The sequence below is a fragment of the Xanthomonas sp. 3498 genome (assembly GCF_014199795.1).
GTDB classification, from domain to species: domain Bacteria; phylum Pseudomonadota; class Gammaproteobacteria; order Xanthomonadales; family Xanthomonadaceae; genus Xanthomonas_A; species Xanthomonas_A rydalmerensis.
This window is the reverse complement of sequence record NZ_JACHOH010000001.1, coordinates 401,633-424,652: the sequence shown is the minus strand read 5'-3', so window position 1 is coordinate 424,652 and position 23,020 is coordinate 401,633. Positions and strand designations below refer to the sequence as shown.

18 protein-coding genes are annotated in these 23,020 nt (G+C 69.7%); 11 read left to right on the top strand and 7 right to left on the bottom strand.

The genetic code is table 11. From position 1 onward, the window contains the following. Positions 1-69 precede the first annotated feature (69 nt). The gene (locus GGR66_RS01690; RefSeq protein ID WP_184446988.1) at positions 70-2,508 is read right to left on the bottom strand and encodes a TonB-dependent receptor; all 2,439 of its coding nucleotides are present in this window, start codon (positions 2,506-2,508) and stop codon (positions 70-72) included. A gap of 243 nt (positions 2,509-2,751) precedes the next feature. Here GGR66_RS01690 and GGR66_RS01685 point away from each other — a divergent pair, with 243 nt between their 5' ends. From GGR66_RS01685 to GGR66_RS01670, 4 genes are all read left to right on the top strand, one after another. Further along, positions 2,752-3,222: a DUF3574 domain-containing protein gene (locus GGR66_RS01685; protein WP_184446987.1), complete on the top strand. Its 471-nt coding sequence runs from the start codon at positions 2,752-2,754 to the stop codon at positions 3,220-3,222. Between the two features lie 70 nt (positions 3,223-3,292). Next, complete coding sequence (locus tag GGR66_RS01680) at positions 3,293-3,751, top strand: GNAT family N-acetyltransferase (RefSeq protein WP_326520899.1); 459 nt, start codon at positions 3,293-3,295, stop codon at positions 3,749-3,751. A gap of 99 nt (positions 3,752-3,850) precedes the next feature. Then, on the top strand, positions 3,851-5,449 hold the full coding sequence (locus GGR66_RS01675; RefSeq protein WP_160969114.1) for a hypothetical protein: 1,599 nt from the start codon (positions 3,851-3,853) through the stop codon (positions 5,447-5,449). A gap of 341 nt (positions 5,450-5,790) precedes the next feature. Next, positions 5,791-6,624: a DUF3014 domain-containing protein gene (locus GGR66_RS01670; protein WP_184446985.1), complete on the top strand. Its 834-nt coding sequence runs from the start codon at positions 5,791-5,793 to the stop codon at positions 6,622-6,624. A gap of 309 nt (positions 6,625-6,933) precedes the next feature. Here the strand turns inward: GGR66_RS01670 and GGR66_RS01665 are convergent, their stop codons facing one another. Beyond that, the gene (locus tag GGR66_RS01665) at positions 6,934-7,638 is read right to left on the bottom strand and encodes a glutathione S-transferase (protein WP_184446984.1); all 705 of its coding nucleotides are present in this window, start codon (positions 7,636-7,638) and stop codon (positions 6,934-6,936) included. Positions 7,639-7,853: 215 nt separating this feature from the next. Between GGR66_RS01665 and clpB the strand changes: the two genes are divergently transcribed. Together clpB and GGR66_RS01655 are read left to right on the top strand one after the other, a co-directional pair. Next, the gene (clpB, locus tag GGR66_RS01660) at positions 7,854-10,439 is read left to right on the top strand and encodes an ATP-dependent chaperone ClpB (RefSeq protein WP_184447441.1); all 2,586 of its coding nucleotides are present in this window, start codon (positions 7,854-7,856) and stop codon (positions 10,437-10,439) included. Further along, complete coding sequence (locus GGR66_RS01655) at positions 10,439-11,098, top strand: HAD-IA family hydrolase (RefSeq protein WP_184446983.1); 660 nt, start codon at positions 10,439-10,441, stop codon at positions 11,096-11,098. The genes clpB and GGR66_RS01655 overlap by 1 nt, the downstream gene beginning before the upstream one ends. A gap of 215 nt (positions 11,099-11,313) precedes the next feature. Here GGR66_RS01655 and GGR66_RS01650 read toward each other — a convergent pair whose 3' ends face one another. Beyond that, positions 11,314-12,063, bottom strand: coding sequence for a hypothetical protein (locus tag GGR66_RS01650; protein WP_184446982.1), 750 nt, complete (start codon positions 12,061-12,063; stop codon positions 11,314-11,316). 181 nt (positions 12,064-12,244) lie between these two features. On the opposite strand from GGR66_RS01650, the gene GGR66_RS01645 reads away from it, so the two are divergent. Continuing rightward, the gene (locus tag GGR66_RS01645; protein ID WP_184446981.1) at positions 12,245-13,531 is read left to right on the top strand and encodes an O-acetylhomoserine aminocarboxypropyltransferase/cysteine synthase family protein; all 1,287 of its coding nucleotides are present in this window, start codon (positions 12,245-12,247) and stop codon (positions 13,529-13,531) included. Between the two features lie 54 nt (positions 13,532-13,585). Here the strand turns inward: GGR66_RS01645 and GGR66_RS01640 are convergent, their stop codons facing one another. Then, on the bottom strand, positions 13,586-14,488 hold the full coding sequence (locus GGR66_RS01640; RefSeq protein ID WP_167088003.1) for a LysR family transcriptional regulator: 903 nt from the start codon (positions 14,486-14,488) through the stop codon (positions 13,586-13,588). 95 nt (positions 14,489-14,583) lie between these two features. Here GGR66_RS01640 and GGR66_RS01635 point away from each other — a divergent pair, with 95 nt between their 5' ends. Beyond that, positions 14,584-16,620: an FUSC family protein gene (locus GGR66_RS01635; protein WP_160969102.1), complete on the top strand. Its 2,037-nt coding sequence runs from the start codon at positions 14,584-14,586 to the stop codon at positions 16,618-16,620. 66 nt (positions 16,621-16,686) lie between these two features. Here GGR66_RS01635 and GGR66_RS01630 read toward each other — a convergent pair whose 3' ends face one another. Further along, complete coding sequence (locus GGR66_RS01630) at positions 16,687-17,436, bottom strand: glucose 1-dehydrogenase (protein ID WP_160969100.1); 750 nt, start codon at positions 17,434-17,436, stop codon at positions 16,687-16,689. Positions 17,437-17,532: 96 nt separating this feature from the next. Here GGR66_RS01630 and GGR66_RS01625 point away from each other — a divergent pair, with 96 nt between their 5' ends. Next, positions 17,533-17,904, top strand: a complete 372-nt coding sequence (locus GGR66_RS01625; protein ID WP_167087993.1) for a helix-turn-helix domain-containing protein — start codon at positions 17,533-17,535, stop codon at positions 17,902-17,904. Positions 17,905-18,036: 132 nt separating this feature from the next. Here GGR66_RS01625 and GGR66_RS01620 read toward each other — a convergent pair whose 3' ends face one another. Beyond that, the gene (locus GGR66_RS01620) at positions 18,037-18,867 is read right to left on the bottom strand and encodes a helix-turn-helix transcriptional regulator (protein ID WP_255421549.1); all 831 of its coding nucleotides are present in this window, start codon (positions 18,865-18,867) and stop codon (positions 18,037-18,039) included. 30 nt (positions 18,868-18,897) lie between these two features. Here GGR66_RS01620 and GGR66_RS01615 point away from each other — a divergent pair, with 30 nt between their 5' ends. After that, entirely contained in the window at positions 18,898-20,136 is a 1,239-nt protein-coding gene (locus GGR66_RS01615; RefSeq protein ID WP_184446980.1) for an MFS transporter, read from the top strand. 101 nt (positions 20,137-20,237) lie between these two features. Further along, positions 20,238-21,329 carry a sterol desaturase family protein gene (locus tag GGR66_RS01610; protein ID WP_184446979.1) on the top strand — a complete coding sequence of 364 codons (1,092 nt, stop codon included), beginning with the start codon at positions 20,238-20,240 and terminating at the stop codon, positions 21,327-21,329. A 36-nt stretch (positions 21,330-21,365) separates the two neighbouring features. Here the strand turns inward: GGR66_RS01610 and GGR66_RS21090 are convergent, their stop codons facing one another. Continuing rightward, complete coding sequence (locus GGR66_RS21090) at positions 21,366-22,964, bottom strand: hypothetical protein (RefSeq protein WP_317844786.1); 1,599 nt, start codon at positions 22,962-22,964, stop codon at positions 21,366-21,368. Between the last annotated feature and the right edge of the window lie 56 nt (positions 22,965-23,020).

The window sequence follows — 23,020 nt, the reverse complement described above, 5'->3', positions numbered from 1 at the left end:
ATCCCCACTCCCGAATCCCGGCTGTTTTTGCGACTCCCCAATCCCGACTCCCCAATCCCGGCACCTCAGTCAGAAGGTGTACCGCACCCGCCCATAGTAGTAAGCGCCGTTGCTGCCGATCGGCGACAGCACGTCGTAGGGCAGGTTGCCGAAGTAGGCGATGTCCGGTTTGGAGCGGTCGGCGTAGGCGTCGGTGAGATTCTGGCCGCCCACCGCCACGCTCCACTGCGGGGTGAGGTGGTATTCGACCTCGGCGTCGAGTTGCCACTTGGCGCGGTAGGTCTGCTCCGGGGCGAAGCCGTCGCCGAAGTCGAACACGCGGGTGGCGCTGCCGTAGCGGGTGACACGGGTCTGCAACGACCAGCGTGCATCGCTCCAGTTCGCCGCCAGCTGCGCGCGGGTGCGCGGGGTCGCCTCGGTCAGGGTGTTGCGCTCTTCCACGCCGAACAGCACGTAGTCCGGATTCAGCGCCAGCAACTGTGCCGGCGTGGCCACCACGTTCTCCAGCTCGGTCTTGGCGTAGCTCCAGGTGCCGGTCAACTGCAGTTGGCCCTGGCCCAGCGCCTGCCGCCAGTTGCTGACCAGTTCCGCGCCGCGGGTGCGGGTGTCGGCGGCGTTGACGAAGAAGCTGGCGCTCTGCAGGCCGGTGATGCCGAAGCGCTGCGCGACGAAGTCGGTCAGGGCGTCGCCGTCGATGCTTTCCGACAGCGCGATGCGCTTGTCGATGTCGATCTGGAACAGGTCCAGCGACAGGTCGAAGTGGCTGCCGACGCGGCTGGTGAAGCCCAGGCTGTAGTTGCGCGACTTTTCCGGCTGCAGCGTGCGGGCGCCCAGCGCCTGCGCGATCGGGTTGTCGACCGAGAGCAGGCGGCCCTGCAGCAACTGCCCGTTGGCGTTGTAGCCGGTGGAACTGGCCTCGTAGCCGATCTGGCTCAAGGACGGTGCGCGGAAGTTGTTGGAGATCGCGCCGCGCAGGGCGAACGCCGGGACGAACTCGTAGCGCGCGGCCAGCTTGCCGGTCAGTTCGCCGCCGAAGTCCTGGTAGTGCTCGTAGCGCGCGGCCAGGTCGGTGGAGAGCTTGTCGCCGAACTGGCTGGACACGCTGGCGTAGACGCTGGCGACGTTGCGCGACAGGTCGGCCGCGTCCTGCGGGGTCAGGCCGCCGCCGGCCTGGGCGCCGGTGGGCCGGTCGGTGTAGGGACCGGCGGCGTAGCTGGCTGGGTCGCCCGGACGGGTGCGGTAGTGCTCGCGGCGCAGCTCCACGCCGGTGCCCACGGTGTGGGTGGCGCCGGCGGCGTCGAAGCTGCGGCTCAGGTCGAGATTGGCCACGCCTTGTTCGAAGGCGTAGTCGCCGGTCTTGAAGCGGGTCGGGCTGCCCGGGCCCAGCGAGGCGTTGAGCGAGTGCTTGAGCCGGTAGGTGAAGTCGTTGCGGCCGTAGTCGAGGCTGGCGTCGTAGGCCCATTCGCCCCATTGCCCGCGCGCGCCGACCACGGCCTGCAGGTCGCGGTTCTCGCCCAGCGACACCGGGCGGTAGCCCTGCGGATACACCTGCGTCCAGTTGGCGGCGCCGTCGGGGTAGCGGAAGTAGTTGGCGCCCTGCGTGTCGCGCTGGTTGTAGGTGCCGAAGGCATAGACCTCGCCGCCCTGGCCGAACGGCAGCTTGCCGTTGATCCAGGCGTTGAGGTCCTTGCTGGCGCCGTCGCCGAGTTCATAGTTGCGCTTGCCGGCCAGCGCCAGGTTGGCCGGGGTCTGCTCCTCGAACGGCGGGATCTGGTCGAAGCCGGCGCGGTTGGTGGACTCGTGGTTCTTCAGCTCCAGGCCGACCTTGAAGAAGCCGCCGTCCTCGCCCAGGCGCGTGCCGACCTTGCCGCTGGCATAGCCGGTCTGGCCGTCGGTGAGGGTGCGGTGGATCGGCTTGACGTCGGTGTGGTTGGCGCCGTAGCTGGCCTCCAGCGCGCCGCTGTCCGGGTCGTCGTCGAGGATCACGTTGATCACCCCGGCCACCGCGTCGGAGCCGTACTGCGCGCCGGCACCGTCGCGCAGCACTTCGATGCGCTTGATCGCGCTGATCGGGATCGCGTTGAAGTCCACCGGCGTGGTGCCCTTGCCGATCTTGCTGTCGGTGTTGACCAGGGCGGAGGTGTGGCGGCGCTTGCCGTTGACCAGCACCAGCACCTGGTCGGGCGAGAGTCCACGCAGCTGCGCGGCGCGCACGTGGTCGGCGCCGCCGGAGTTGGACTGGCGCGGAAAGTTGAAGGAGGGCAGCAGCGCCTGCAGCGCGCTGCCGAGTTCGCCGTTGACCACGCCGGCCTTGCGGATGTCCTCGGCGCTGAGCACGTCCACCGGGGCGGTGGATTCGAGCACGGTGCGGCCGCTGGCGCGGGTGCCGGTGACGATGACCGTGTCCAGGTTGGTCGCGGTGGCCGGGGCGGCCTCCTGGGCGAACGCGGGGGCCGCCAGGGCCAGGGCGATGGCCAGGCTCAGCGGCCTGACGAACGGGGACGACATGGGGGTTCTCTCCTGAAACGATGACCATCAAGACCGGCCGCGCCGGCCGTGGCGGCGACTGGGGTCGGCAAAGGTTGCTGCATCCATCCGGATGAAGCGATATATTAGCCCGACGTTAAGGCGATGTGCGAGCCGCGTGCTCGGTGCTTCGGGCATGAGTTCATGCCCGGCAGTTATCCGGCCCCGCACCGCGCCTGGCCTACGATCGCCTGCTCCCTTCCCGTTCCGACCGAGACCCTGCCGATGCTGCTGCGTGCCCCGTTGATCGCCGTCCTCCTGGCCCTGAGCGCCTGCGCCAGCATCGCGCCCACCGCGCCGAGCAAGGTCAGCGCGACGCTGCAGGGCGATGCGGCGCGGCCGGGGCAGGCCAGTGGTTGGGTGCGCAGCGAGCTGTACTTCGGCGTGGGCGAGGAGAGCGGCCCGGCCGACCGCCCGCAGGCCGAGCCGATCAGCGAGGCGCGCTGGCGCGCGTTCCTGGACAAGGAGGTCACGCCGCGCTTTCCCGATGGCCTGACCGTGTTCGACGCCTACGGCCAGTGGCTGTTCCGCGGCGCCAAGGAGCCGAACCGGCTCAACACCAAGGTGCTGGTGATCCTGCACGAGGACACGCCGCAGCGCCGCGCCGACATCGAGGCGATCCGGCTGGCGTGGAAGCAGGCCACCGGCCACCAGTCGGTGTTGTGGGCGCGGTCGCCGGTGGACGTGTCGTTTTAACGGCGGGGATTGGGGAGTGGGGAGTGGGGATTCGCAAGGGCGGGGTGCTGCGGTGATGGTGGGGCCGTTCGTGATTCGGCCCGGTGATCTCGACGATCCGGCGGTGCGTGGGTTGCTGGAGTACCACCTGCAGCAGATGCATGCGCAGTCGCCGCCGGGCAGTGTGTATGCGCTGGATCTGTCGGGTCTGCGGCAGCCGCAGGTGCGCGTGTGGAGCGTGTGGCGCGACGACGCGCTGGCTGCGGTCGGTGCGCTGCGCGTGCTCGGCGATGGCGGCGGCGAGCTGAAGTCGATGCGCACGCATCCGGCCTTCCTGCGGCAGGGTGCGGCCGCGGCGCTGCTCGAGCATATGATCGCGGTCGCCCGCGCCGAGGGTCTGCAGCGGCTGAGCCTGGAAACCGGCAGCGGCGCGGCGTTCGAGGCGGCGCTGGCGTTGTACCGGCGGCGCGGCTTCCGCAACGGGCCGGCGTTCGGCGACTACGTGCCGAGCGCGTTCAACCAGTTCCTGCATCTGCCGCTGTCGCCGTAGCGGCGCGTCGTCGCCGGAAAACGGCATCCTGCGCGTGCAGCGTTCTTGCGGCACCGCTTCCCCTTACCATCCCTCGACCCCCACGCCGCCACTGCCCGCATGTCCACTCCCGCTCCTGTCTCGCCGCGTCCGCGTTGGTTCGTCGCCGGCGACCTCAACGGCTTCTTCGGCCTGGTGGTCGACAACCTGTCGATCCTCGGTTTCATCACCCTGGCCCTGGTCGGCCTGTTCCAGTTCCCCGCCGAGGTCATCTACACCCGGATGATTCCCGGCACCGCCTTCGGCGTGCTGGTCGGCAATCTGCTGTACACGTGGATGGCGCGGCGGCTGGCCGCGCGCAGCGGGCGCAGCGACGTGACCGCGATGCCGCTGGGCCTAGACGCACCGACCAGCATCGGCATGGCCCTGCTGGTGCTCGGCCCGGCCTTCGTGCGCTACAAACAGCAGGGCCTGGATCCGCAGGCCGCGGCGCTGGCCACCTGGCACCTGGGCATGGCCGCGCTGGTGGTGATGGGCGCGCTGAAGACGGTGCTGTCGTTCTTCGGCGATGCGGTGACCCGCGCGCTGCCGCGCGCCGCGCTGCTCGGCTCCATCGCCGGCATCGCGATCGTGCTGATGGGCTTCCTGCCGCTGCTGGAGACGCTGCGCACGCCGCTGGTCGGGCTGGTGGTGCTGGGCCTGCTGCTGTACGTGCTGATCGCCAAGGGGCGGCTGCCGTGGCGCCTGCCCGGCGTGCCGCTGGCGCTGGCGCTGGGCACCGGCCTGTATTACTGGGCCAATGCGGCCGGTTTCGGCATTCCCGGCCACCAGGCGCCGCAGTGGATCGCGCCGCAGCTGGTGCTGCCGTGGCCGAGCCTGGGCTTCGTCGCCGGCCTGGCCGACACGGTGCCGCTGCTGCCGCTGCTGCTGCCGTTTGGTCTGCTGATGGTGGTCGGCGGCATCAACGTCAGCGAAAGCGCGCGCGCCGCCGGCGACGACTACCGCACCCGCGACATCCTGCTGGTCGAAGCCGGCGCGACCCTGATCGCCGGCGTCTGCGGCGGCGTCGCCCAGACCACGCCGTACATCGGCCAGCCGGCCTACAAGCACATGGGCGCGCGCAGCGGCTACACCTTGCTGACCGGCCTGTTCATCGGCCTGGGCGGCATGTTCGGGCTGGTCGCCGGCCTGGTGCAGTGGCTGCCGATGGCGGTGCTCGCGCCGATCATCGTCTACGTCGCCATCGACATCACCACCCAGGCCTTCCAGGCCACGCCCAAGCGCCATGCCGGGGCGATGGTGCTGGGTTTCCTGCCGTCGGTGGCGTACCTGCTGGCGATCAAGGCGCCGGGCTGGATCGCCCCGGAGCAGCTGGCCAAACTCACCACCACCCTGGATGGCCACGGGCTGCCCGAGCTGGCGGTGATCCTGACCCTGGGCAACGGCTTCATCATCACCGCGATGCTGTGGATCGCCACGGTGGCGGCGATGGTCGACGGCCGCCTGCGCCGCGCCGCGGTGTTCCTGCTGGTGGCGGCGGGACTGACCCTGTTCGGGCTGATCCATTCGGTGGACCCGCGCGGCGGCCTGTACCTGCCGTGGACGCTGAGCGGCGTGCCGAAGCTGATCGCCTGGCAGTTCGTCGGCGGCTACCTGGTGCTGGCCGCGCTGCTCGGCCTGCTGTCGCTGCAGAAGCCGCGTGCGGTGCTGGTGGAGTGAGCGCCGCTGCGGCACGCTTTCCGCCTCGCGTGCGGTGGTCGTGCGGCCGCCGTTCGATCGCGAGCCGGCCGTGGTCGCCTCGTTGCGGGTGCGCGCGTCGCTGCGGCCTCCCGGATAGTGCCCCGCCGCCGCGCAGCTAGCACCCTGCGGCGCGAGGATGCGTCGCAGACCGAATGCTTGAGGTCTGCCGGTCATCACCCCCTATGGCGCGCCGCACCGCGACAACAGTGAAAGCGTTCTTCGATTGATGTGCGCCCAGGCTGAACGCTGGCCGTCCCGCGCTGGAACCGGGGCGCACCGCCGCGGTCACACCTTCACTGTCCAATGGAGATGTGCATCCCATGCAGCCGCGTCATTCGTTCTGGCCGTGGATCCTGGTCGCCGTGCTGGTGGCCGCCGCCGCGGCGTGGTTGTTCCGCGACAACATCGCGGCGCTGTGGCCCACCGCCGCGCCGGCACCTGCCGCGGTCGCGCCAGCGCCCGCCGCCGCCCCGCCTGCAGCACCCGACGCGCCGGCCGCGGCCGCAACGCCACCGCCGATCCAGCACCCCATCGATGCCGCGGAAGCCGCCGATGCGGCGATTCCGGCCCTGGCCGCCAGCGACGATGCCGCCTGGGCGGCACTGAGCGCGCTGGCCGGCGGCGATGGGCCGCTGGCGCTGCTGCTGCGCGACCACCTGATCCAACGCCTGGTGACCATGGTCGACAACCTGACCCAGCGCCGCGTCACCGCGCGCGCGCTGGCGCTCAAGCCGGTGCCGGGCGAGCTGCAGGTGAGTACCGATGCCAGCGGCGTCAGCGTCATTGCCGACGCCAACGCACAGCGCTATGCGCCCTACGTGGAGGCGTTCACCCGCGCCGATCCGGCGACGGCGGTGGCGGCCTACCGGCGCTTCTATCCGCTGTTCCAGCAGGCCTACGTGGAACTGGGCTATCCGCAGGGCTACTTCAACGATCGCCTGGTGCAGGTGATCGACCATCTGCTGCAGACCCCGACGCCCAAGGGTCCGCTGGCGGTGGCGGTCGATCCGGTGCGCGGCAAGTACGGCTTCGTCGATCCGGCGCTGGAGTCGCTGTCGATCGGGCAGAAGGCGCTGCTGCGCATGGGCCCGACCCAGGCCGCCGCGGTCAAGGCGCAATTGCGTGCGGTGCGCGAGGCGCTGACGCGGACTTGAGCGACAGGGCGAGCCAGGGAGGCGCTTGCCGCGCAGTGCGGCCGCTTCTGCGGGTTTTTTGTTTTTTGTAGGAGCGGCTTCAGCCGCGATGGGCATTACCAGGGATGCCCATCGCGGCTGATGGCTCAAGGTCACGTCGAGCCGCTCCTGGGGGAAGCGCATATGGCCACCCCTGAAGCGCCCTTGTGGGAGGGACTTCAGTCCCGACGCGCTACACCATCCCTGTCATTGCCAAGTGGGAGATCACCACGGCATGACGGCTGTTTTTCAACCGGACGTGGCAGGCCGATGCCGGACGTACAGCCCCGCTCAACCATCCAACTCCGGGTAATGCCGGAAGATGCCGTTCTCGTTGAACGGCAGGCGCCGTGGCGAGGCCAGGTAGGCGGCGATGCCCGGACGCTCGCACACGCGCTGCTGCAACGCGCGCAGCCGCGGCAACTTCGGCGACAGCCGTTTCATCGCCTGCGGGAACGCGTAGTCCAGCCCGCTCATCAGTTGGAACAACGACAGATCCACGTAGGAATGCTCGCGCAGCGGATGGCGCCCGCCGCCCTGGTCCAGCACCTGCTCGAAATAGCCCAGGAACTTCGGCAGCCGCTGCGTGCGCAGGTCCTCGGCGCGGCGCCGCGCTTCGGCTTGCTGGTCTTCGTAGTAGAGCCCGCTGGCGATGGGGTGGTGGCTGTCGTGGATTTCGGTGACCAGGTCGGCGATGGTCAATTGCAGTTGCAGTGCCTGCAGTCGTCGCGATTCGCTGTCCGGCACCAGGCCCAGCGACGGGCCGAGGGAGTGCAGGATGTTGGCGACCTGCGCGATCACCAGTCGGCCGGCCTTGAGGAACGGCGGCGCGAACGGGCGCGCACCGGCATGAGCGCCGTCGAGGAAGGGCTGCATCGCCGCGTCGCCCTGCTCGCGGGCCACGTCGCGATAGCCGGCGCCGGCATCCTCCAACGCCAGCCGCACGAACTCGCCGCGGCCCTGGATGCCGGTCCAGTAGTAAAGCTCATAGTGCATGGCGGCTCCTGCGCGTGGGGACGGGAGCGCCGAGGGTAGCCGCCGTTCCGGTAGCGGCGTGTGACCGCCGGGAGGCGGCGGCCGCGGCGGTCCTGGACCGCGGCGATGGCCGTCCGCCGTCTACGGCGATCGCCGCCGGCCTTGAAACAGGGGCGGATAGCCGCATTTTGCTGGCATGCCGGCACGGCCGGCCCTTCATGACAGAGGACTTCCCGATGCGGATGGACAAGCTCACCTCGCGCTTCCAGCAGGCCCTGGCCGACGCGCAGTCGCTGGCCGTGGGCCGCGATCACACCATCATCGAGCCGGTGCACGTGTTCGTCGCGCTGCTCGACCAGGCCGGCGGCAGTACCCGGCCGTTGCTGGCGCAGGCCGGCGTCAACGTGCCGGTGCTGCGCGAGCGGCTCGGCGAGGCGCTGGAGAAATTGCCCAAGGTCAGCGGCCAGCCCGGCAACCTGTCGATGGGCAACGACCTCAGCCGCCTGCTCAACCAGACCGACAAGCTGGCGCAGCAGCACAACGACCAGTTCATCGCCAGCGAGTGGTTCGTGCTGGCCGCCGCCGACGACAGCGGTGCGCTGGGCCTGGCGCTGCGCGCCGCCGGCGCCGACAAGAAGAAGCTCGAGGCCGCCATCGACAAGCTGCGCGGCGGCGAGACCGTGCAGTCGGAGAACGCCGAGGAACAGCGCCAGGCGCTGGAGAAGTACACCATCGACCTCACCGCGCGCGCCGAGAGCGGCAAGCTCGATCCGGTGATCGGCCGCGACGAGGAAATCCGCCGCACCATCCAGGTGCTGCAGCGGCGCACCAAGAACAATCCGGTGCTGATCGGCGAGCCCGGCGTCGGCAAGACTGCGATCGTCGAGGGCCTGGCGCAGCGCATCGTCAACGGCGAGGTGCCGGAAGGCCTGCGCGGCAAGCGCGTGCTGTCGCTGGACATGGGCGCGCTGATCGCCGGCGCCAAGTTCCGCGGCGAGTTCGAGGAACGGCTCAAGGGCGTGCTCAACGACCTGTCCAAGAACGAAGGCCAGATCATTCTGTTCATCGACGAGCTGCACACCATGGTCGGCGCCGGCAAGGCCGATGGCGCCATGGACGCGGGCAACATGCTCAAGCCGGCGCTGGCGCGCGGCGAGCTGCACTGCATCGGCGCCACCACCCTGGACGAGTACCGCAAGTACATCGAGAAGGACGCGGCGCTGGAACGGCGCTTCCAGAAGGTGTTCGTCGGCGAGCCGTCGGTGGAGGACACCATCGCCATCCTGCGCGGGCTCAAGGAGCGCTACGCGGTGCACCACGGCGTGGAGATCACCGACCCGGCGATCGTCGCCGCGGCCACGCTGTCCAATCGCTATATCACCGACCGCCAACTGCCGGACAAGGCCATCGACCTGATGGACGAGGCCGCCAGCCGCATCCGCATGGAGATCGACTCCAAGCCGGAGGAACTGGACCGCCTGGAGCGGCGCCTGATCCAGCTCAAGATCCAGCGCGAGATGCTGAAGAAGGAGAAGGACGACGCCTCGCGGCAGCGCCTGGCCGACCTGGAAAGCGACATCGACAAGCTCGAGCGCGAGTTCTCCGACCTGGACGAGGTGTGGAAGTCGGAGAAGGCCGCGCTGCAGGGCGCGACCAGGATCAAGGAGCAGATCGAGCAGGCACGCGTGGAACTGGAGGCGGCGCAGCGGCGCCAGGACTACGCCAAGATGAGCGAGATCCAGTACGGCCTGCTGCCGAACCTGGAGAAGCAGCTGGCCGCGGCCAACGAGGCCGAGCAGCACGACTTCAAGTTGGTGCAGGACCGCGTCACCGCCGAGGAGATCGCCGAGGTGGTGTCGCGCTGGACCAGTATCCCGGTCAACAAGATGCTCGAGGGCGAGCGCGACAAGCTGCTGCGCATGGAGGACGAACTGCATCAGCGCGTGGTCGGCCAGGAAGAGGCGATCAAGGTGGTGTCCGATGCGGTGCGCCGCTCGCGTGCCGGCCTGTCCGATCCGAACCGGCCCAGCGGCTCGTTCCTGTTCCTGGGTCCCACCGGCGTCGGCAAGACCGAGCTGTGCAAGGCGCTGGCCGAGTTCCTGTTCGACAGCAGCGACGCGATGATCCGTATCGACATGAGCGAGTTCATGGAGAAGCACTCGGTGGCGCGGCTGATCGGTGCGCCTCCGGGCTACGTCGGCTATGAGGAAGGCGGTTACCTCACCGAGGCGGTGCGGCGCCGGCCGTATTCGTTGATCCTGCTCGACGAGGTCGAGAAGGCGCACAGCGACGTGTTCAATATCCTGTTGCAGGTGCTCGACGACGGCCGCCTCACCGACGGCCAGGGCCGCACCGTGGACTTCCGCAACACCGTCATCGTGATGACCTCCAACCTGGGCTCGCACCAGATCCAGGAGCTGAGCGGCGACGGCAGCGCCGAGGCCTACACGCAGATGAAGGCAGCGGTGATGGGCGTGGTGCAGGCGCATTTCCGCCCGGAGTTCATCAACCGCCTGGACGACATCGTGGTGTTCCATCCGCTGGACAAGGCGCAGATCAAGTCGATCGCGCGCATCCAGTTGCATGGCCTGGAGAAGCGCCTGGCCGAGCGCGGGCTGAAGATCGAACTGGGCGAGCGTGCGCTGGAGTTGCTCGGCAATGTCGGCTTCGATCCGGTGTACGGCGCGCGCCCGCTGAAGCGCGCGATCCAGGCGCAACTGGAGAATCCGCTGGCGCAGCAGATCCTGTCCGGCCAGTTCCTCAGCGGCGACACCATCAAGGTCGAGGCCGAGGGCGGCCGCCTGGTGTTCGAGAAGGCCTGATGGGCCCCGTCGGGCAGGCGCCGCAGGCGCGTTCCGCCGCGTCTGCGGCGCGCGCGCTGCTGGTGGACATGGACGGCGTGCTGCGGCTGTGGCCCGACGACGACGCAGCATTGGAGCGCGCGCACGGCGTGCTGCCAGGCAGCCTGCGCGCGGTGGCGTTCGCGCCTGCGCTGCTGGAGCCGGCGATCCGCGGGACCACAAGCGACGCGCAATGGCTCGCCGAGGTGGCCGGGCGCATCGCTGCGCTGGTGCCCGAGGCGGACGCCCCCGCGCTGGTCGCCGCATGGTCCGCGCCGACGGCGGCCCGCCTCAATCAGCCCGTGCTGGCGCTGCTGCGGGACGTGCGGCAGCGCATGCCGGTGGTGTTGCTGAGCAACGCCACCTCGCGGCTGCCGCGCGATCTGGACGCACTCGGCATCGCCGATGCATTCGATGCAGTGGTGAATTCGAGCGAGGTCGGCGCCATCAAACCGGAGCCGGCGATCTTCCTGCATGCGCTGGCGCAGCTCGGGATGGCCGCGGACCAGGTGCTGTTCGTCGATGACACCGCTGCCAATATCGAGGCCGCGCGCGCCTTGGGCCTGCGCGCCGAGCGCTACGTCGGCGCCGCGGCATTGCGGGCCTGGTTGCTCGCGCAGGGTGCGCTCGGCAACGATTGAACCCGCTCGGCCACGGCAGCGACGCATCTTCCCGCACCCGCCGGCGTGGGGTTCGGCGCCGCAACGTCGAGTCTCTGGACCCGCGTGGCGTTGGCGACGCTGACAGCGAGCCGGATGGGCCCGGCCCGGGGCGATCCGCCCTTGCCGCCGCGCAAGACCGTCTCGGCCGTATCCGGCGCTGGCGTTCGTGTCTCGTCAGGTGCCGGCGTGTGCGCCTATTTCGCGAGGGACAGCGTGATCTCCGCGACGCAGGCCGCCTCCGGGTGGGCGCGCTGGTCGACGAACGGCCCCTGCAGCATGGCGCCGACGGCAAGGGCGTCGCGGCGGAAACTGGCGCTGACCCCGAAATCGGAGTCGGCAGCGTCCGGCGCGGGCGGCTCCAGCGCGTAGTACTCCTTGGAGAATCCGGCGGCTGCGAGCCTGTCCGCCAGTTGTCCCAGGCGCAATGGGCAGGCATCGCGCATGTCGCGATAGCGGAAGCCGAGCTCGCTCCCCGAGGCCACGGGCGCGTCCTCTGGCGAACTGGTGGAGAGCGAGAGCAACGCCTGCTCCGGCGTATACGTGGCTTCGATCCGTTGCCGAAACGCCGTGCCGGCGGCCTCGGCATACGCGGTGAAGACGTAGCCGACTGGCGGCGGTGGTTCGGGATTCCACGGCTCGGGGCGCGATGGCGGCAGCACGCCGGCAACCAGATCGACATTGAGCCGATCGCACAGATGGGCCAGCTTCAGCGCCGTCGTGTCGCCGCCAACCACCGCGTCGAGCACGTCGAGAAAGCGGTGCATCAAGACCTGCGTGGAGACGTTGTCGGCGTGCGCCGCAGCGTCAAGCCGGCGCTGGTGCTGCGCCTGGCAGATGCCGGGCTGGCTCCAGGGTTCCATCGCGTAGGCCGGCGGCGCGGCCGCTGCAGTCGCGGGCAACGCCAGGAAACCCAGCCAGAGCAGGCAGCGGATGGCGTCTTTCATCGCAAACGTCCCGCAGGAAAAGTGGTCCATCATAGGCCGCGCCGGCACCGTCGCGTTGCGGCTGACCAACCGCACAGCCCGTGAGCGCTGACAACCCCACGGCATGGCCTCATAACCGCAGGTTTGCATTCGCTGCCGCGCGCGGCGCTATCGTCTGCGCTCCCGTTGCCGAGACCTGCCCATGTCCGACCCGAACTGGAAGCTGGAAACCATCGCCGTGCACGGCGGCTACCGTCCCGATCCGACCACCCGCGCGGTGGCGGTGCCGATCTACCAGACCGTGGCCTATGCCTTCGACGACACCCAGCACGGCGCCGACCTGTTCGACCTGAAGGTGCAGGGCAACATCTACAGCCGCATCATGAACCCCACCACCGACGTGCTGGAGCAGCGCATCGCCGCGCTGGAAGGCGGTATCGGTGCGCTGGCGGTGGCCTCCGGGCAGGCGGCGGTGACCTACGCCATCCAGACCATCGCCGAGGCCGGCGACAACATCGTCTCCTCCAGCGCGCTGTACGGCGGCACCTACAACCTGTTCGCGCATACGCTGCCGCTGTCCGGAATCCAGACCCGCTTCGCCGACTACCGCGATCCCGACGCGTTCGCCGGGCTGATCGACGACCGTACCAAGGCGATCTTCGTCGAGTCGATCGGCAACCCGCGCGGGAATGTCACCGATCTGGAAGCGGTCGCCGCCATCGCCCACGCGCACGGCGTGCCGCTGATCGTCGACAACACAGTGCCCACCCCGTACCTGCTGCGGCCGTTCGACTTCGGTGCCGACATCGTGGTGCATTCGCTGACCAAGTATCTGGGCGGTCACGGCACCAGCCTGGGTGGGGCGATCGTCGATTCCGGGCGCTTCCCGTGGGCGGCGCATGCGCAGCGCTTCCGCCGCCTCAACGAGCCGGACGTGAGCTACCACGGCGTGGTCTACACCGAGGCGCTGGGCGAGGCCGCCTACATCGGCCGCGCGCGGGTGGTGCCGCTGCGCAACACCGGCGCGGCGCTGTCGCCGTTCAATGCCTTCCAGATCCTGCAGGGCATCGAGACGCTGCCGCTGCGCATGGACCGGATCAACCAGAACACGCTGGCGCTGGCGCGGCAGTTGCAGGGCGAAGCCAAGGTGGAGTGGGTCAACTATGTCGGCCTGCCCGACCATCCCGAACACGCGCTGGCGCAGAAGTACCTGCGTGGGCACGGCTCCGGCGTGCTCACCTTCGGCCTGCGCGGCGGCCGTGCCGCCGGCGCGCGCTTCCTCGACGCGCTGCAGTTGTTCACCCGCCTGGTCAACATCGGCGACGCCAAGTCGCTGGCCACGCATCCGGCGTCCACCACGCATCGCCAGCTCTCGCCCGAGGAACTGCAGCGCAGCGGCGTCAGCGAGGACACGGTGCGCCTGTCGGTGGGCATCGAGCACATCGACGACCTGCGCGCCGACCTGCAGCAGGCGCTGGCGCAGGCCTGAGTGCGAGGCCGCATCACCGCGATGGCGGCGTCTGCGAAACTGCTTCCGGTGATGTCAGTCGGACACGCGCCAATCGGCGAAGATCTCCAGCAGGAAGTCGACGAAGGCGCGGACCTTGCGTTCCTGGGTGGCGCGACGCGGATACAGCGCGGTGATCTCCAGATCCGGCCAGCGTTGCCAGCCGGGAAGCAGTCGCACCAGCTGGCCTTGGTCCAGCCGCGACTGCACCAGCGGCTGGGAGAGCAGGGCAATGCCGGCCCCTTGGACGACCTGGCGGATCACCGTGGTCGATTCGTTTGAAATCAGCACCGGCCGCAGGGTCAGCTCGATCGATTCGCCAGCGCTGTGCCGCAATGCCCAGAGGACCAGCGGCGCATCCGCGCCCACCGCGAGCACGGCGTGGCCGAGCAGCTCCCTGGGGTGGGTGGGCGTGCCGGCGCGGGCCAGATACTCGGGGCTGCTCACCAGGATCCCGCGCGAGGCGCCCAACGGCCGCGCCACGTAGCTGGCGTGGGCCGGTGGCCCGACATGGACGGCAACGTCCAGGCCATGGCTGAGCAGGTCCAGCGGCTGATCGTCGTAGGTCAGCGCCAGTTGCACGCCTGGGTGGCGCTGGCGGAAGCGCGCCAGTTGCGGTTCCAGCACCAGCAGGCCCAGCGCATAGGGGGCAAGCACGCGCAGGGTGCCGCGCGCCTGAGCGCGCAGGTCGCGCGCGGCCTGCACGGCATCCTGCAGGGTCTGCTCGGCCTCCACGCAGCGGGCATAGAAGGCGCGCCCGGCCTCGGACACCGCCAGCCGACGGGTGGTGCGGTGGAGGAGTTGCACGCCCAATGCCTGTTCCAGCGCCTTGATGCGACGGCTGACGCTGGTCAGCGGCACGCGCGCCTGGCGCGCGGCGGCGGTCAGGCTGCCTTGTTCGACCACGCGCAGGAACAGCCGCACGCTGTCGAAGTCCACGCTGGCGGCGCGCCTGGTTTCTCCCGTTTCTGGCAAGAGTCTATCCATCTCTGGCGCCATTATCCTGCAGGTCGTCTGCTTCTACGATGACGGCCATGCGCCTGCCCTGCTTCGACCCGGTGTCGATGGTCCGTCTCCGTCCTTCGCCCGCGTTGTGGTTCGCGCTGCGGACCACGGCCGCCGCGCTGCTGGCGCTGGCCATCGCGCTGCTGTGTTCGATGGAAGACCCCAAGTGGGCGGCGATGACGGTCTTCATCGTGGCCCAGGCCGACCGCGGCATGAGCGTGGTCAAGGCGCGCAACCGCATCGTCGGCACGCTGGCGGGTGCCAGCGTGGCGGTGGTCTTGATGGGCCTGTTCGGCCAGGCGCCCCCCTTGTTCATGATCGCGCTGGCGCTGTGGCTGGGCGCGTGCACCGGCATGGCCAACCTGGTATCGCCCTTCCGCAGCTATGGCGTGGTGCTGGCCGGCTACACGGCGATGATCGTGGGCATGTCCTCCACCCCCCATCCGCAGCAGGTGTTCGACATCGCCGTGGCGCGCGCCACCGAGATCCTGCTCGGCATCGTGGTCGAAGGGGCGATGGCGTCGGTCTTCTCGCCAGCGTCGCCGCGCCCGGCACTGGAGTCGCGGCTGGAGGCGTACCTGCGCCAGGGCAGTGCGCTGGCCGCGCGCCTGCTGCGCGGCGAGGCGACAGGCACGCAGATCCACGACTTCTTCGCCAGCGCGTTGGCGCTCAACGATGCGGTCGACTATGCCGCCGCGCGCTCGCGCGAGATCGCGCGGCTGGGCGGGCGCCTGCGCCACATCAGTTACCTGATGCTGGCGCAACTGTTGGCGGCGCAATCGTGCCGGATCGGCCTGGATGGACGCGCGCCTTCGCGTGCGTTGCGCGGCGTGCACGACGTCTTGGTCCAGCGTGCCGAGGGCCGGTTGCCCGGCCAGGAAGAACTGGCCGCCGCGCTGGGGTTGCTCGACCGGCGCCATCGCCGCCTGCGCCGGCTGTGCGCGCATCGGCGCGAGGCCTTCGACCGCGCCTTCGCGCTGGAACACGCGCGCAACATCGTGCGCGACATGCAGGCCAGCCAGCGCGAACAGGCGGCGTTCGAACAGGGCCAGCCGTCGCGCCGCCGTTTCGCCACGCGCCGCCATCGGGACCTGCACGAGGCGGTGTACAACGGATGGCGCCCCTTCCTGGCAGTGGGAGCGGCATCGTTGTTATGGGTCTACAGCGGCTGGAGTGCGGGTTCGGGCATGGTGACCATCGTCGGCGTGGTGTGCGCGCTGTATGCGACCCGACCCGATCCGGTGTTCGGCAGTCTCGGCTTCCTCAAGGGCGCCGGGCTGGCGGCGCTGGCGGCCTTCGTGTGCATCGTCTGGCTGCTGCCGTGGGTGGAGGATTTCGCCGGACTGGCGGTGGTGCTGGCGCCTTTCCTGATCCTGGCCGGTGTGGCGATGCGGCGGCCGTCGACCGCCGCGCTGGGCGCCAGTGGCTCGATCTTCTTCCTCGATCTGGTGGGGCCGCTCAATGGCACCAATACCGGGGTGGTGCAACTGTTCAACGGCGCGTTGACGCTCTTGCTGGGGATCGGCATCGGCGTGCTGATGTTCACCGTGCTGCTGCCCAGTGGGGCCGAGCGGTACGTGCGCAGACTGCGACGTTCGGTCGATGCCGATCTCGCGGCGATCGCGCGTCATCCAGGGCGCATGAAACGACGGGCATGGTTCGGCCTGATGGCCGACCGCATGCGCGCGCGCCTGGGCCTGGCCGCCGCGTTGCCGGAGACGGCGCTGCAGCGCGACCTGGCTGCCTTGCTCGGCGCGCTGGGCGTGGGCAGCGACGCGCTTGATCTGGCGCGGACCGATCGCACGCCGGGGCCCCGCGTGCGTGCGGTGCTGCGCCGGCTCGCGCGCGGCGACCTGTCGGGCGTCGCGCACCAGGCCACGCGCGCGGCGCGCCACCATGCGGCGCTGGCCGGCGACCGCCAGGACGTGCAGGCCCAGGCGCACTGGCACACGGCGATGCTGCTGTGGGACATGGCGCTTTGCGCGCGCGAGTATCTCCAGGCCGGCGCCCGGGAAAACGTGCAACTCCAGGCGCCGCTGATGCCCTCGGCGCCGCTGCAGTCCTGATCGGCGCGCGCTTCGACCGACAGGCCGGGCTGCGCCGATCCAGGCCTGCTCCGGCGCCGCCTGGCGCTAGACCTGGGCGAGGCCGCCGTCCACGAACACTTCGCTGCCGGTCATGAAGCTGCTCTCGTCCGAGGCCAGGAACAGGGCCGTGGCCGCCACTTCCTCTGCACGGCCGATGCGACCCAGCGGCAATTGCGCGGTCATGTCGGCAAGGATCGCGTCCTGCTGGCCGGTGCCGGACAGGGCGGTGTCCAGGCCCGGCGTCGTGATCGGTCCCGGCGACAGCACGTTGACACGGATGCCGGTGCCCTTCAGGTCCAGCGCCCAGGTCCTGGCGAAATTGCGTAGCGCGGCCTTGCTGGCGCTGTACACGCTGAAGGCCGGCGTGCCGGTGCTGCCGGCGGTCGAGCCGGTGAGGATCACCGAACCGCCGGCACGCATCAGCGGCAAGGCCTTTTGCACGGTGAACAGGGTGCCCTTGACGTTGATGCCGAAGGTGCGGTCGAACGATTCCTCGGTGATCGCGCCCAGCGGCAGGAAGTCGCCCAGCCCGGCATTGGCGAACAGCACATCGATGCGGCCCTTTTCGGCCTGGATCTGGGCGAAGACGCGGTCCAGATCGTCCAGCTTCGAAATGTCGCCCTGAATGGCGATGGCGTCGGCGCCGATCAGGCGCAGCGCCTTGTCCAGTTCCTCCTGCCGACGCCCGACGATGACGACCTGTGCGCCTTCGGCCGCGAAGCGAATCGCGCTTGCCAGACCGATGCCGCTGTTGCCGCCGGTGATCACTGCAATCTTGCCGTTGAGCCTGCTCATGCTGCGCTCCAGAGAATGGGGAGGCGCCACTGTAGATCTGGGCTATTATTTTGAATAGTATGCACAATTTGGTAAGTGCCTTCGGAGCGAGCGATCATGGCCAACCCCACATTTCGTTGCGGTCTCGAGGCCGCGCTGTCCGTGCTCAGCGGCAAGTGGAAGCCGCTGATTCTCTACAACCTGGCGATGAACGTTCACCGCTACGGCGAGTTGCGGCGTGCCATCGGCGGGGTGACCGACAAGGTGCTGATCCAGCAGCTCAAGGAGCTGGAACGCGACCTGATCGTTGCGCGCATCGATTTCCAGGAGATCCCGCCCAGGGTCGAGTACTCGCTGACGCCGTTCGGGCAGTCCCTGGCGGCGGCGCTGGTAGGGCTGTGCGAGTGGGGCACGCAGCACATGCAGATGGTCGAGCGCATCAGCGAGCGTCGCGCGTCCGCCGTCTCCGAATCCAAAGCTGACGCCTGATCGCCAGCGGCATGGCCGCCAGCGGTGCTCATGGTCTCGACGCAGGCGCCTGGCTGCGCGAACAGCGCGGTCGTGTTGGCCGGGTGCTAGCCGTCGCCCTGTCGATGCGCCGCCGCCGCGATGCCTGCGTCGCTAGCGAAAGAACTGGCTCGGCGGCTGACCGAACTGACGCTTGAACATGGCGGTGAACGCGCTGGGACTGTCGTAGCCCAGTTCCACCGCCACGTCGATGATGCGGTCGCCGGCGGCCAGCCGCTCCAGCCCGCGCAGCAGGCGCAGCTGCTGCCGCCACTGGCCGAAGCGCATCTGCAGTTCGCGCTGGCACAGGCGCTGGATGGTCTTGACGTCCACGCCCAGTTCCGCGGCCCAGGCGTGCAGGGTGGTGGCATCGGCCGGGTCGGCGTCGAGCGCGGCGGCGATGCGCAGCAGGCGCGGATCGCGCGGCTGCGGCAGGTACAGCGGCAGCGCCGGCAGCGCATGCAGTTCGTCCAGGATCAGCCGCATCAGCCGCCCGTCGCGCGAGTCGGCGGCATGGTCCCAGGGGATCTCCGCGGCGCTGCGGATCAGCGCTTCCAGCAGCGGCTCCACCGCCATCACCGCCGGCGTGTCGGGCATGCCGGCGATGGCGGTGGGACGGATGTACAGGCTGCGCATGTGCAAGCTGCCGATCCAGCGCACGCTGTGCTCGGTGCCGGCGGGGATCCACAGGGCCCGCGTGCTCGGCACCACCCAGTGGCCCTGGCCCGAACGCACCACCATCAGTCCGGACGCCGCGTAGATCAATTGATGGCGCGCATGCCGGTGCGGGGCGATCGCGCTGTCGGGTGCGTAGTCGACGGCCTTGCACACCACGTCGGCCGGCGCGTCGTCCGCATTGCGGGTGGAGCGCGGTACCAGTGCGCCCTTTTTGCGATGGTTGCTGGGCATGTCGCGCAAGAAGGTCGGGGCAGGGAAGCCTACCATGCACGCACTCCCGGCAATGCCCGTCCCGCCATGTCCACTCTGCGTCCTGCTGCGCCCGTCGTTTCCTCCGCTACTGGCACCGCCGCCCCGCGCAAGCTCGCCTCCGGCGTCCTGGCCGCGATCACCTCCTCGCACCTGATCAACGACATGATGCAGTCGCTGATCCTGGCGCTGTATCCGGTGCTCAAGGGCCAGTTCCAGCTCAGCTTCGCCCAGGTCGGCCTGATCACCCTCACGTACCAGATCACCGCCTCGCTGTTCCAGCCGCTGATCGGGCTGCGCACCGACCGCCGGCCGGCGCCGTACTCGCTGCCGATGGGCATGGGTTCCACGCTGTGCGGATTGTTGCTGCTGGCCTATGCGCCGAGCTTCGGCATGGTGCTGCTGGCGGCGGCCCTGGTCGGGATCGGCTCGGCGATCTTCCATCCCGAATCCTCGCGCATCGCGCGGCTGGCTTCGGGCGGCCGCCATGGCCTGGCCCAATCGGTGTTCCAGGTCGGCGGCAACACCGGCACTGCGCTGGGGCCGCTGATCGCCGCGGCGGTGATCGTGCCCAACGGCCGCCACAGCGTGGCCTGGTTCGGCGGCGCGGCGCTGCTCGGCATCGCCCTGCTGTCCTACGTCGGGCGCTGGTACGCGCTGCACCTGCAGGCCGCGCGTGCGGCGCCGCGGCCGGTCGCGGCGGTGCCGGCGCTGCCGCGCGCCACGGTGGTGCGGATCGTCGGCATCCTGCTGCTGCTGATCTTCTCCAAGTACTTCTACATCGCCGGGCTGAGCAGCTACTACACGTTCTACCTGATCCAGCGCTTCGGCCTCTCGGTGCAGAGCGCGCAGCTGCACCTGTTCGCGTTCCTGCTGGCCTCGGCGCTGGGCACGCTGATCGGCGGCCCGGTCGGCGACCGCATCGGCCGCAAGCCGGTGATCTGGGTGTCGATCCTGGGCGTGGCGCCGTTCGCGCTGGCGCTGCCGCACGTGGGCCTGCATGCGGCCACCGCATTGACCGTGCTGATCGGCTTCGTGCTGTCCTCGGCGTTCTCGGCGATCCTGGTGTACGCGCAGGAGATGATGCCCGGACGTATCGGCACCATCTCCGGGCTGTTCTTCGGCTTCGCCTTCGGCATGGGCGGGCTGGGCGCGGCGGTGCTGGGCCTGCTCGCCGACCACCGCGGCATCGTCTTCGTGTACCAGGTGATGTCGTTCCTGCCGCTGCTGGGCATCGTCGCGGCGTTTCTGCCGAGCCGGCGCCCGGGCGCCGCTGCGGCGCAGTAGCGCGGCGGTCGCGATCGGCCTCCGCCGGCACGGACAGCTTGGCGAAAGCCAGCGGCAGCATGCTGTCGCGCCGGCCGTCGCGCCACCATCGCAGTCTTCGCATGCCTGTCATCGCCATGGTCTCGTCCATTGCTCACGCCTGGTCCACGCTGGTCGACCTGGTCGCCAGCCACGCCGTCGCGCCGCTGTTGGCGGCGCTGCACCTGACCGGGCTCAGCGACGATCCGCACGACATCGCCGCCTCGCTGCTGGTGGCGGCCCTGCAGCTGTCCATCATCGGCGTGCTGTTCCGGCCGCTGGAGAGCCTGTGGCCGGCCGAGCGCTGGGAACACCGGCGCCTGGCGCGCATCGACTTCCACTACACCTGGCTGATGCTGATCGGGGTGTTCCCGCTGTTCTCGTTCCTGATCCTGACGCCGGTGGTCAACGCACTGGGCGGCGCCGACCCCAATGCCGCGGCGGCGCCGGAGACGGGCCTGCGCCATGCCTGGCCATGGCTGGACCAGCATCCGCTGGTGCTGTTCGCGCTGTACTACCTGGCCTACGACTTCACCTACTACTGGATGCACCGGGTGCAGCACTGGATGCCGTGGTGGTGGGCGATGCACAGCATGCACCACAGCCAACGCCAGCTCAGCTGCTGGGCCAATGACCGCAGCAACTACCTGGACGGCATGCTGCAGTCGTTCGTGCTGGCCGCCGTGGGCATCGCCTTCGGCATCGAGGCCGACGAGTTCGCCTGGTTGATGCTGCTCGGCGAACTGGTGCAGAACCTGTCGCACGCCAACGTGCGCTTCGGTTTCGGCCCGGTGTTCAACAAACTCCTGGTCGATCCGCCGTTCCATCGCCTGCACCACATGCGCGTGGACCCGGAGCGGCCCGGCCTGCACAACTGCAACTTCGGCCAGGTGTTCGCGTTCTGGGACGTGCTGTTCGGCACCGCGCTGTACGGCGAGCCGGTGCGGCCGACCGGAGTGGGCGATCCGATGGTGGACCGAGACAACGAGCTGGGCCTGGTCGCGTTGCAGTGGGAAGGACTCAAGCGCTTCTGGGGCGCGGTGCGGCGCCGCTCCGGATGGACGCCGGGCGAGGTGGCGTTCGGCGAGGACTACGCGCCGATCCCGGTGGACCATGCGGGGCTGCCGCTGCATGCCGAGGCGCCCGCGGTGCCGGTGTCGGCGCCGCGGGCGTGATTGGCTTGATGGCCGGCTGAGGGGCGCTCGATTCGCTCAGCGCAGCGCCTTCCTGCGCGCGTTTCGTTGCGAAATCAGATCGCTCAGCCACGCAATCGCGGTGGCGCCGAGGGTGGCTTGCGGATAGACGATCAAGACGCCGATGCCCAAGAGGCCGAACTTGAGACCAATGAACCCGAGCCACGCCCAACCCCAGTTCCACTGTAGTTGAAGCCGGAAGCCGGCGCGTCGCGCCCATCGCACAATGGCGATCACCAGCAATGGCAGCGCGATGGCTGCGGCGACATGGGGCTTGCCGGCCATGATCCAGGCGGTGGCCATCGCGGCGGCTACCGGGATGAAGAAGCGCTGCAACAGCGGGCGGCGGACGCATGGGTCGGCTTCGTGCCGCGATTGCCAACGCAGCAGCGAGCTGAAGGCGTCCCAGGCGATCCAGCCGCCGACGATGAGGGCGGCGGCATAGAAGCCGGCCTTCAGTACCGGCGACATTCCGGGTGCCGGGTTGCGGTCGATCATCGCCAACAGCAGGAACAGCAACAGGACGACCGCGGCGGCGATCAGGCTGCGCGCCACGCCGAGCATGGCGGCGATCGGCGTGAACCTGTTGCGTTCGCCGGCCAGATACCAGGCGGCGGCGCGACTGCGATCCAGCGGCCGCGGCGGCTTGCGGCCATCGGGCACGTAGCCGATCAGGTCGAGCAGCAGCCGCGCACTGGTGGGGCGGCCTGGCCGCAGCATGGCCGCCAGCACCGCGCCGTCCGACGGCGCAGACCCCAGCAGCGCCAGCAGTTTGCGCACATGCGGAACCGACGCCGCGCTGTCGCCGCGGCGCCGCAGCGCGTCACTCAGCTCCGCATGCCCGGCCGGTTGCAACAGCCAGCGCCGGTGCATCCGTGCGCAGGCATGCTGCACCAGGTAGGGATCGGGCGCATCCAGCGCGCCCTCCCAGTCGAAGAATTCGGCCAGCACCGCATAGTGGTAGGTGCTGAGCGCTTCCTCATCGTGGTCGAGCAGATGCTGTTGCAGGTCCGCGCCGATCTGCGATTTGCTTTCCAGCGACCACAGCTCCGGTTGCGCGAACAGCCAGGCGCGCAGCGGTTCCGGTTCCAGCCGCTGCGCCTGATGCAGGATGCGCAACTGCATCTGCGCGATGTCGAGGGGCGGCAGGTCCGCCGGGGTTGGCGCGAGCCACTCGGCGGCGACCGTGCGCGGCGCCGCGCGCGCGTCGGAGGCCTGCGGCGGTGGTGAAGGGGCGGCGCCAGGATCGGCGGCAGTGGCGGATGCGGCTTGCTGCGGAAGGGAGCGCGGTGCGGGCGCTTCCGCCACCTGCAGCTCCAGTAGTGCATCGTCGGCAGCGACCGTGCGCGTTGCCGCGTGCGTGTCGGAGACGTGCGGCGGTGGCGATCGGGCGGCGTCGGAATCGGCGACGGCGACGGATGCGGCTTCCTGCGGAAGGGAAGCCGCTGCGGCTGCGTCCGCCGCCTGCATCTGCAGTGCGTCGTCATCGGCGTGCAGCGCGTCGATGGAACGGTCGGCCGCGCGATCGGCGGCGAATTGCCGCGCCCATCCGAGCGCCGCCTGATAGGTCTCGTGCAGTTGCTGGAAGCCGGCTGGGTCATCGTCCGGGCGGGTCACCTTCAGGCGTGCCGCATAGGCGCGCTTGATGGCGCGCTCGTCCGCGTCCTCGGCCA

Coding starts and splice junctions, on each gene's coding strand:
- GGR66_RS01625 (WP_167087993.1), top strand. CDS start 17,533: ATGGCCAACCCCACATTTCGTTGCGGTCTCGAGGCCGCGCTGTCCGTG.
- GGR66_RS01630 (WP_160969100.1), bottom strand. CDS start 17,436: ATGAGCAGGCTCAACGGCAAGATTGCAGTGATCACCGGCGGCAACAGC.
- GGR66_RS01675 (WP_160969114.1), top strand. CDS start 3,851: ATGTCCACTCCCGCTCCTGTCTCGCCGCGTCCGCGTTGGTTCGTCGCC.
- GGR66_RS01665 (WP_184446984.1), bottom strand. CDS start 7,638: ATGCACTATGAGCTTTACTACTGGACCGGCATCCAGGGCCGCGGCGAG.
- GGR66_RS01670 (WP_184446985.1), top strand. CDS start 5,791: ATGCAGCCGCGTCATTCGTTCTGGCCGTGGATCCTGGTCGCCGTGCTG.
- GGR66_RS01620 (WP_255421549.1), bottom strand. CDS start 18,867: ATGGTAGGCTTCCCTGCCCCGACCTTCTTGCGCGACATGCCCAGCAAC.
- GGR66_RS01610 (WP_184446979.1), top strand. CDS start 20,238: ATGCCTGTCATCGCCATGGTCTCGTCCATTGCTCACGCCTGGTCCACG.
- GGR66_RS01655 (WP_184446983.1), top strand. CDS start 10,439: ATGGGCCCCGTCGGGCAGGCGCCGCAGGCGCGTTCCGCCGCGTCTGCG.
- GGR66_RS01650 (WP_184446982.1), bottom strand. CDS start 12,063: ATGAAAGACGCCATCCGCTGCCTGCTCTGGCTGGGTTTCCTGGCGTTG.
- clpB (WP_184447441.1), top strand. CDS start 7,854: ATGCGGATGGACAAGCTCACCTCGCGCTTCCAGCAGGCCCTGGCCGAC.
- GGR66_RS01645 (WP_184446981.1), top strand. CDS start 12,245: ATGTCCGACCCGAACTGGAAGCTGGAAACCATCGCCGTGCACGGCGGC.
- GGR66_RS01690 (WP_184446988.1), bottom strand. CDS start 2,508: ATGTCGTCCCCGTTCGTCAGGCCGCTGAGCCTGGCCATCGCCCTGGCC.
- GGR66_RS01615 (WP_184446980.1), top strand. CDS start 18,898: ATGTCCACTCTGCGTCCTGCTGCGCCCGTCGTTTCCTCCGCTACTGGC.
- GGR66_RS01685 (WP_184446987.1), top strand. CDS start 2,752: ATGCTGCTGCGTGCCCCGTTGATCGCCGTCCTCCTGGCCCTGAGCGCC.
- GGR66_RS01635 (WP_160969102.1), top strand. CDS start 14,584: ATGCGCCTGCCCTGCTTCGACCCGGTGTCGATGGTCCGTCTCCGTCCT.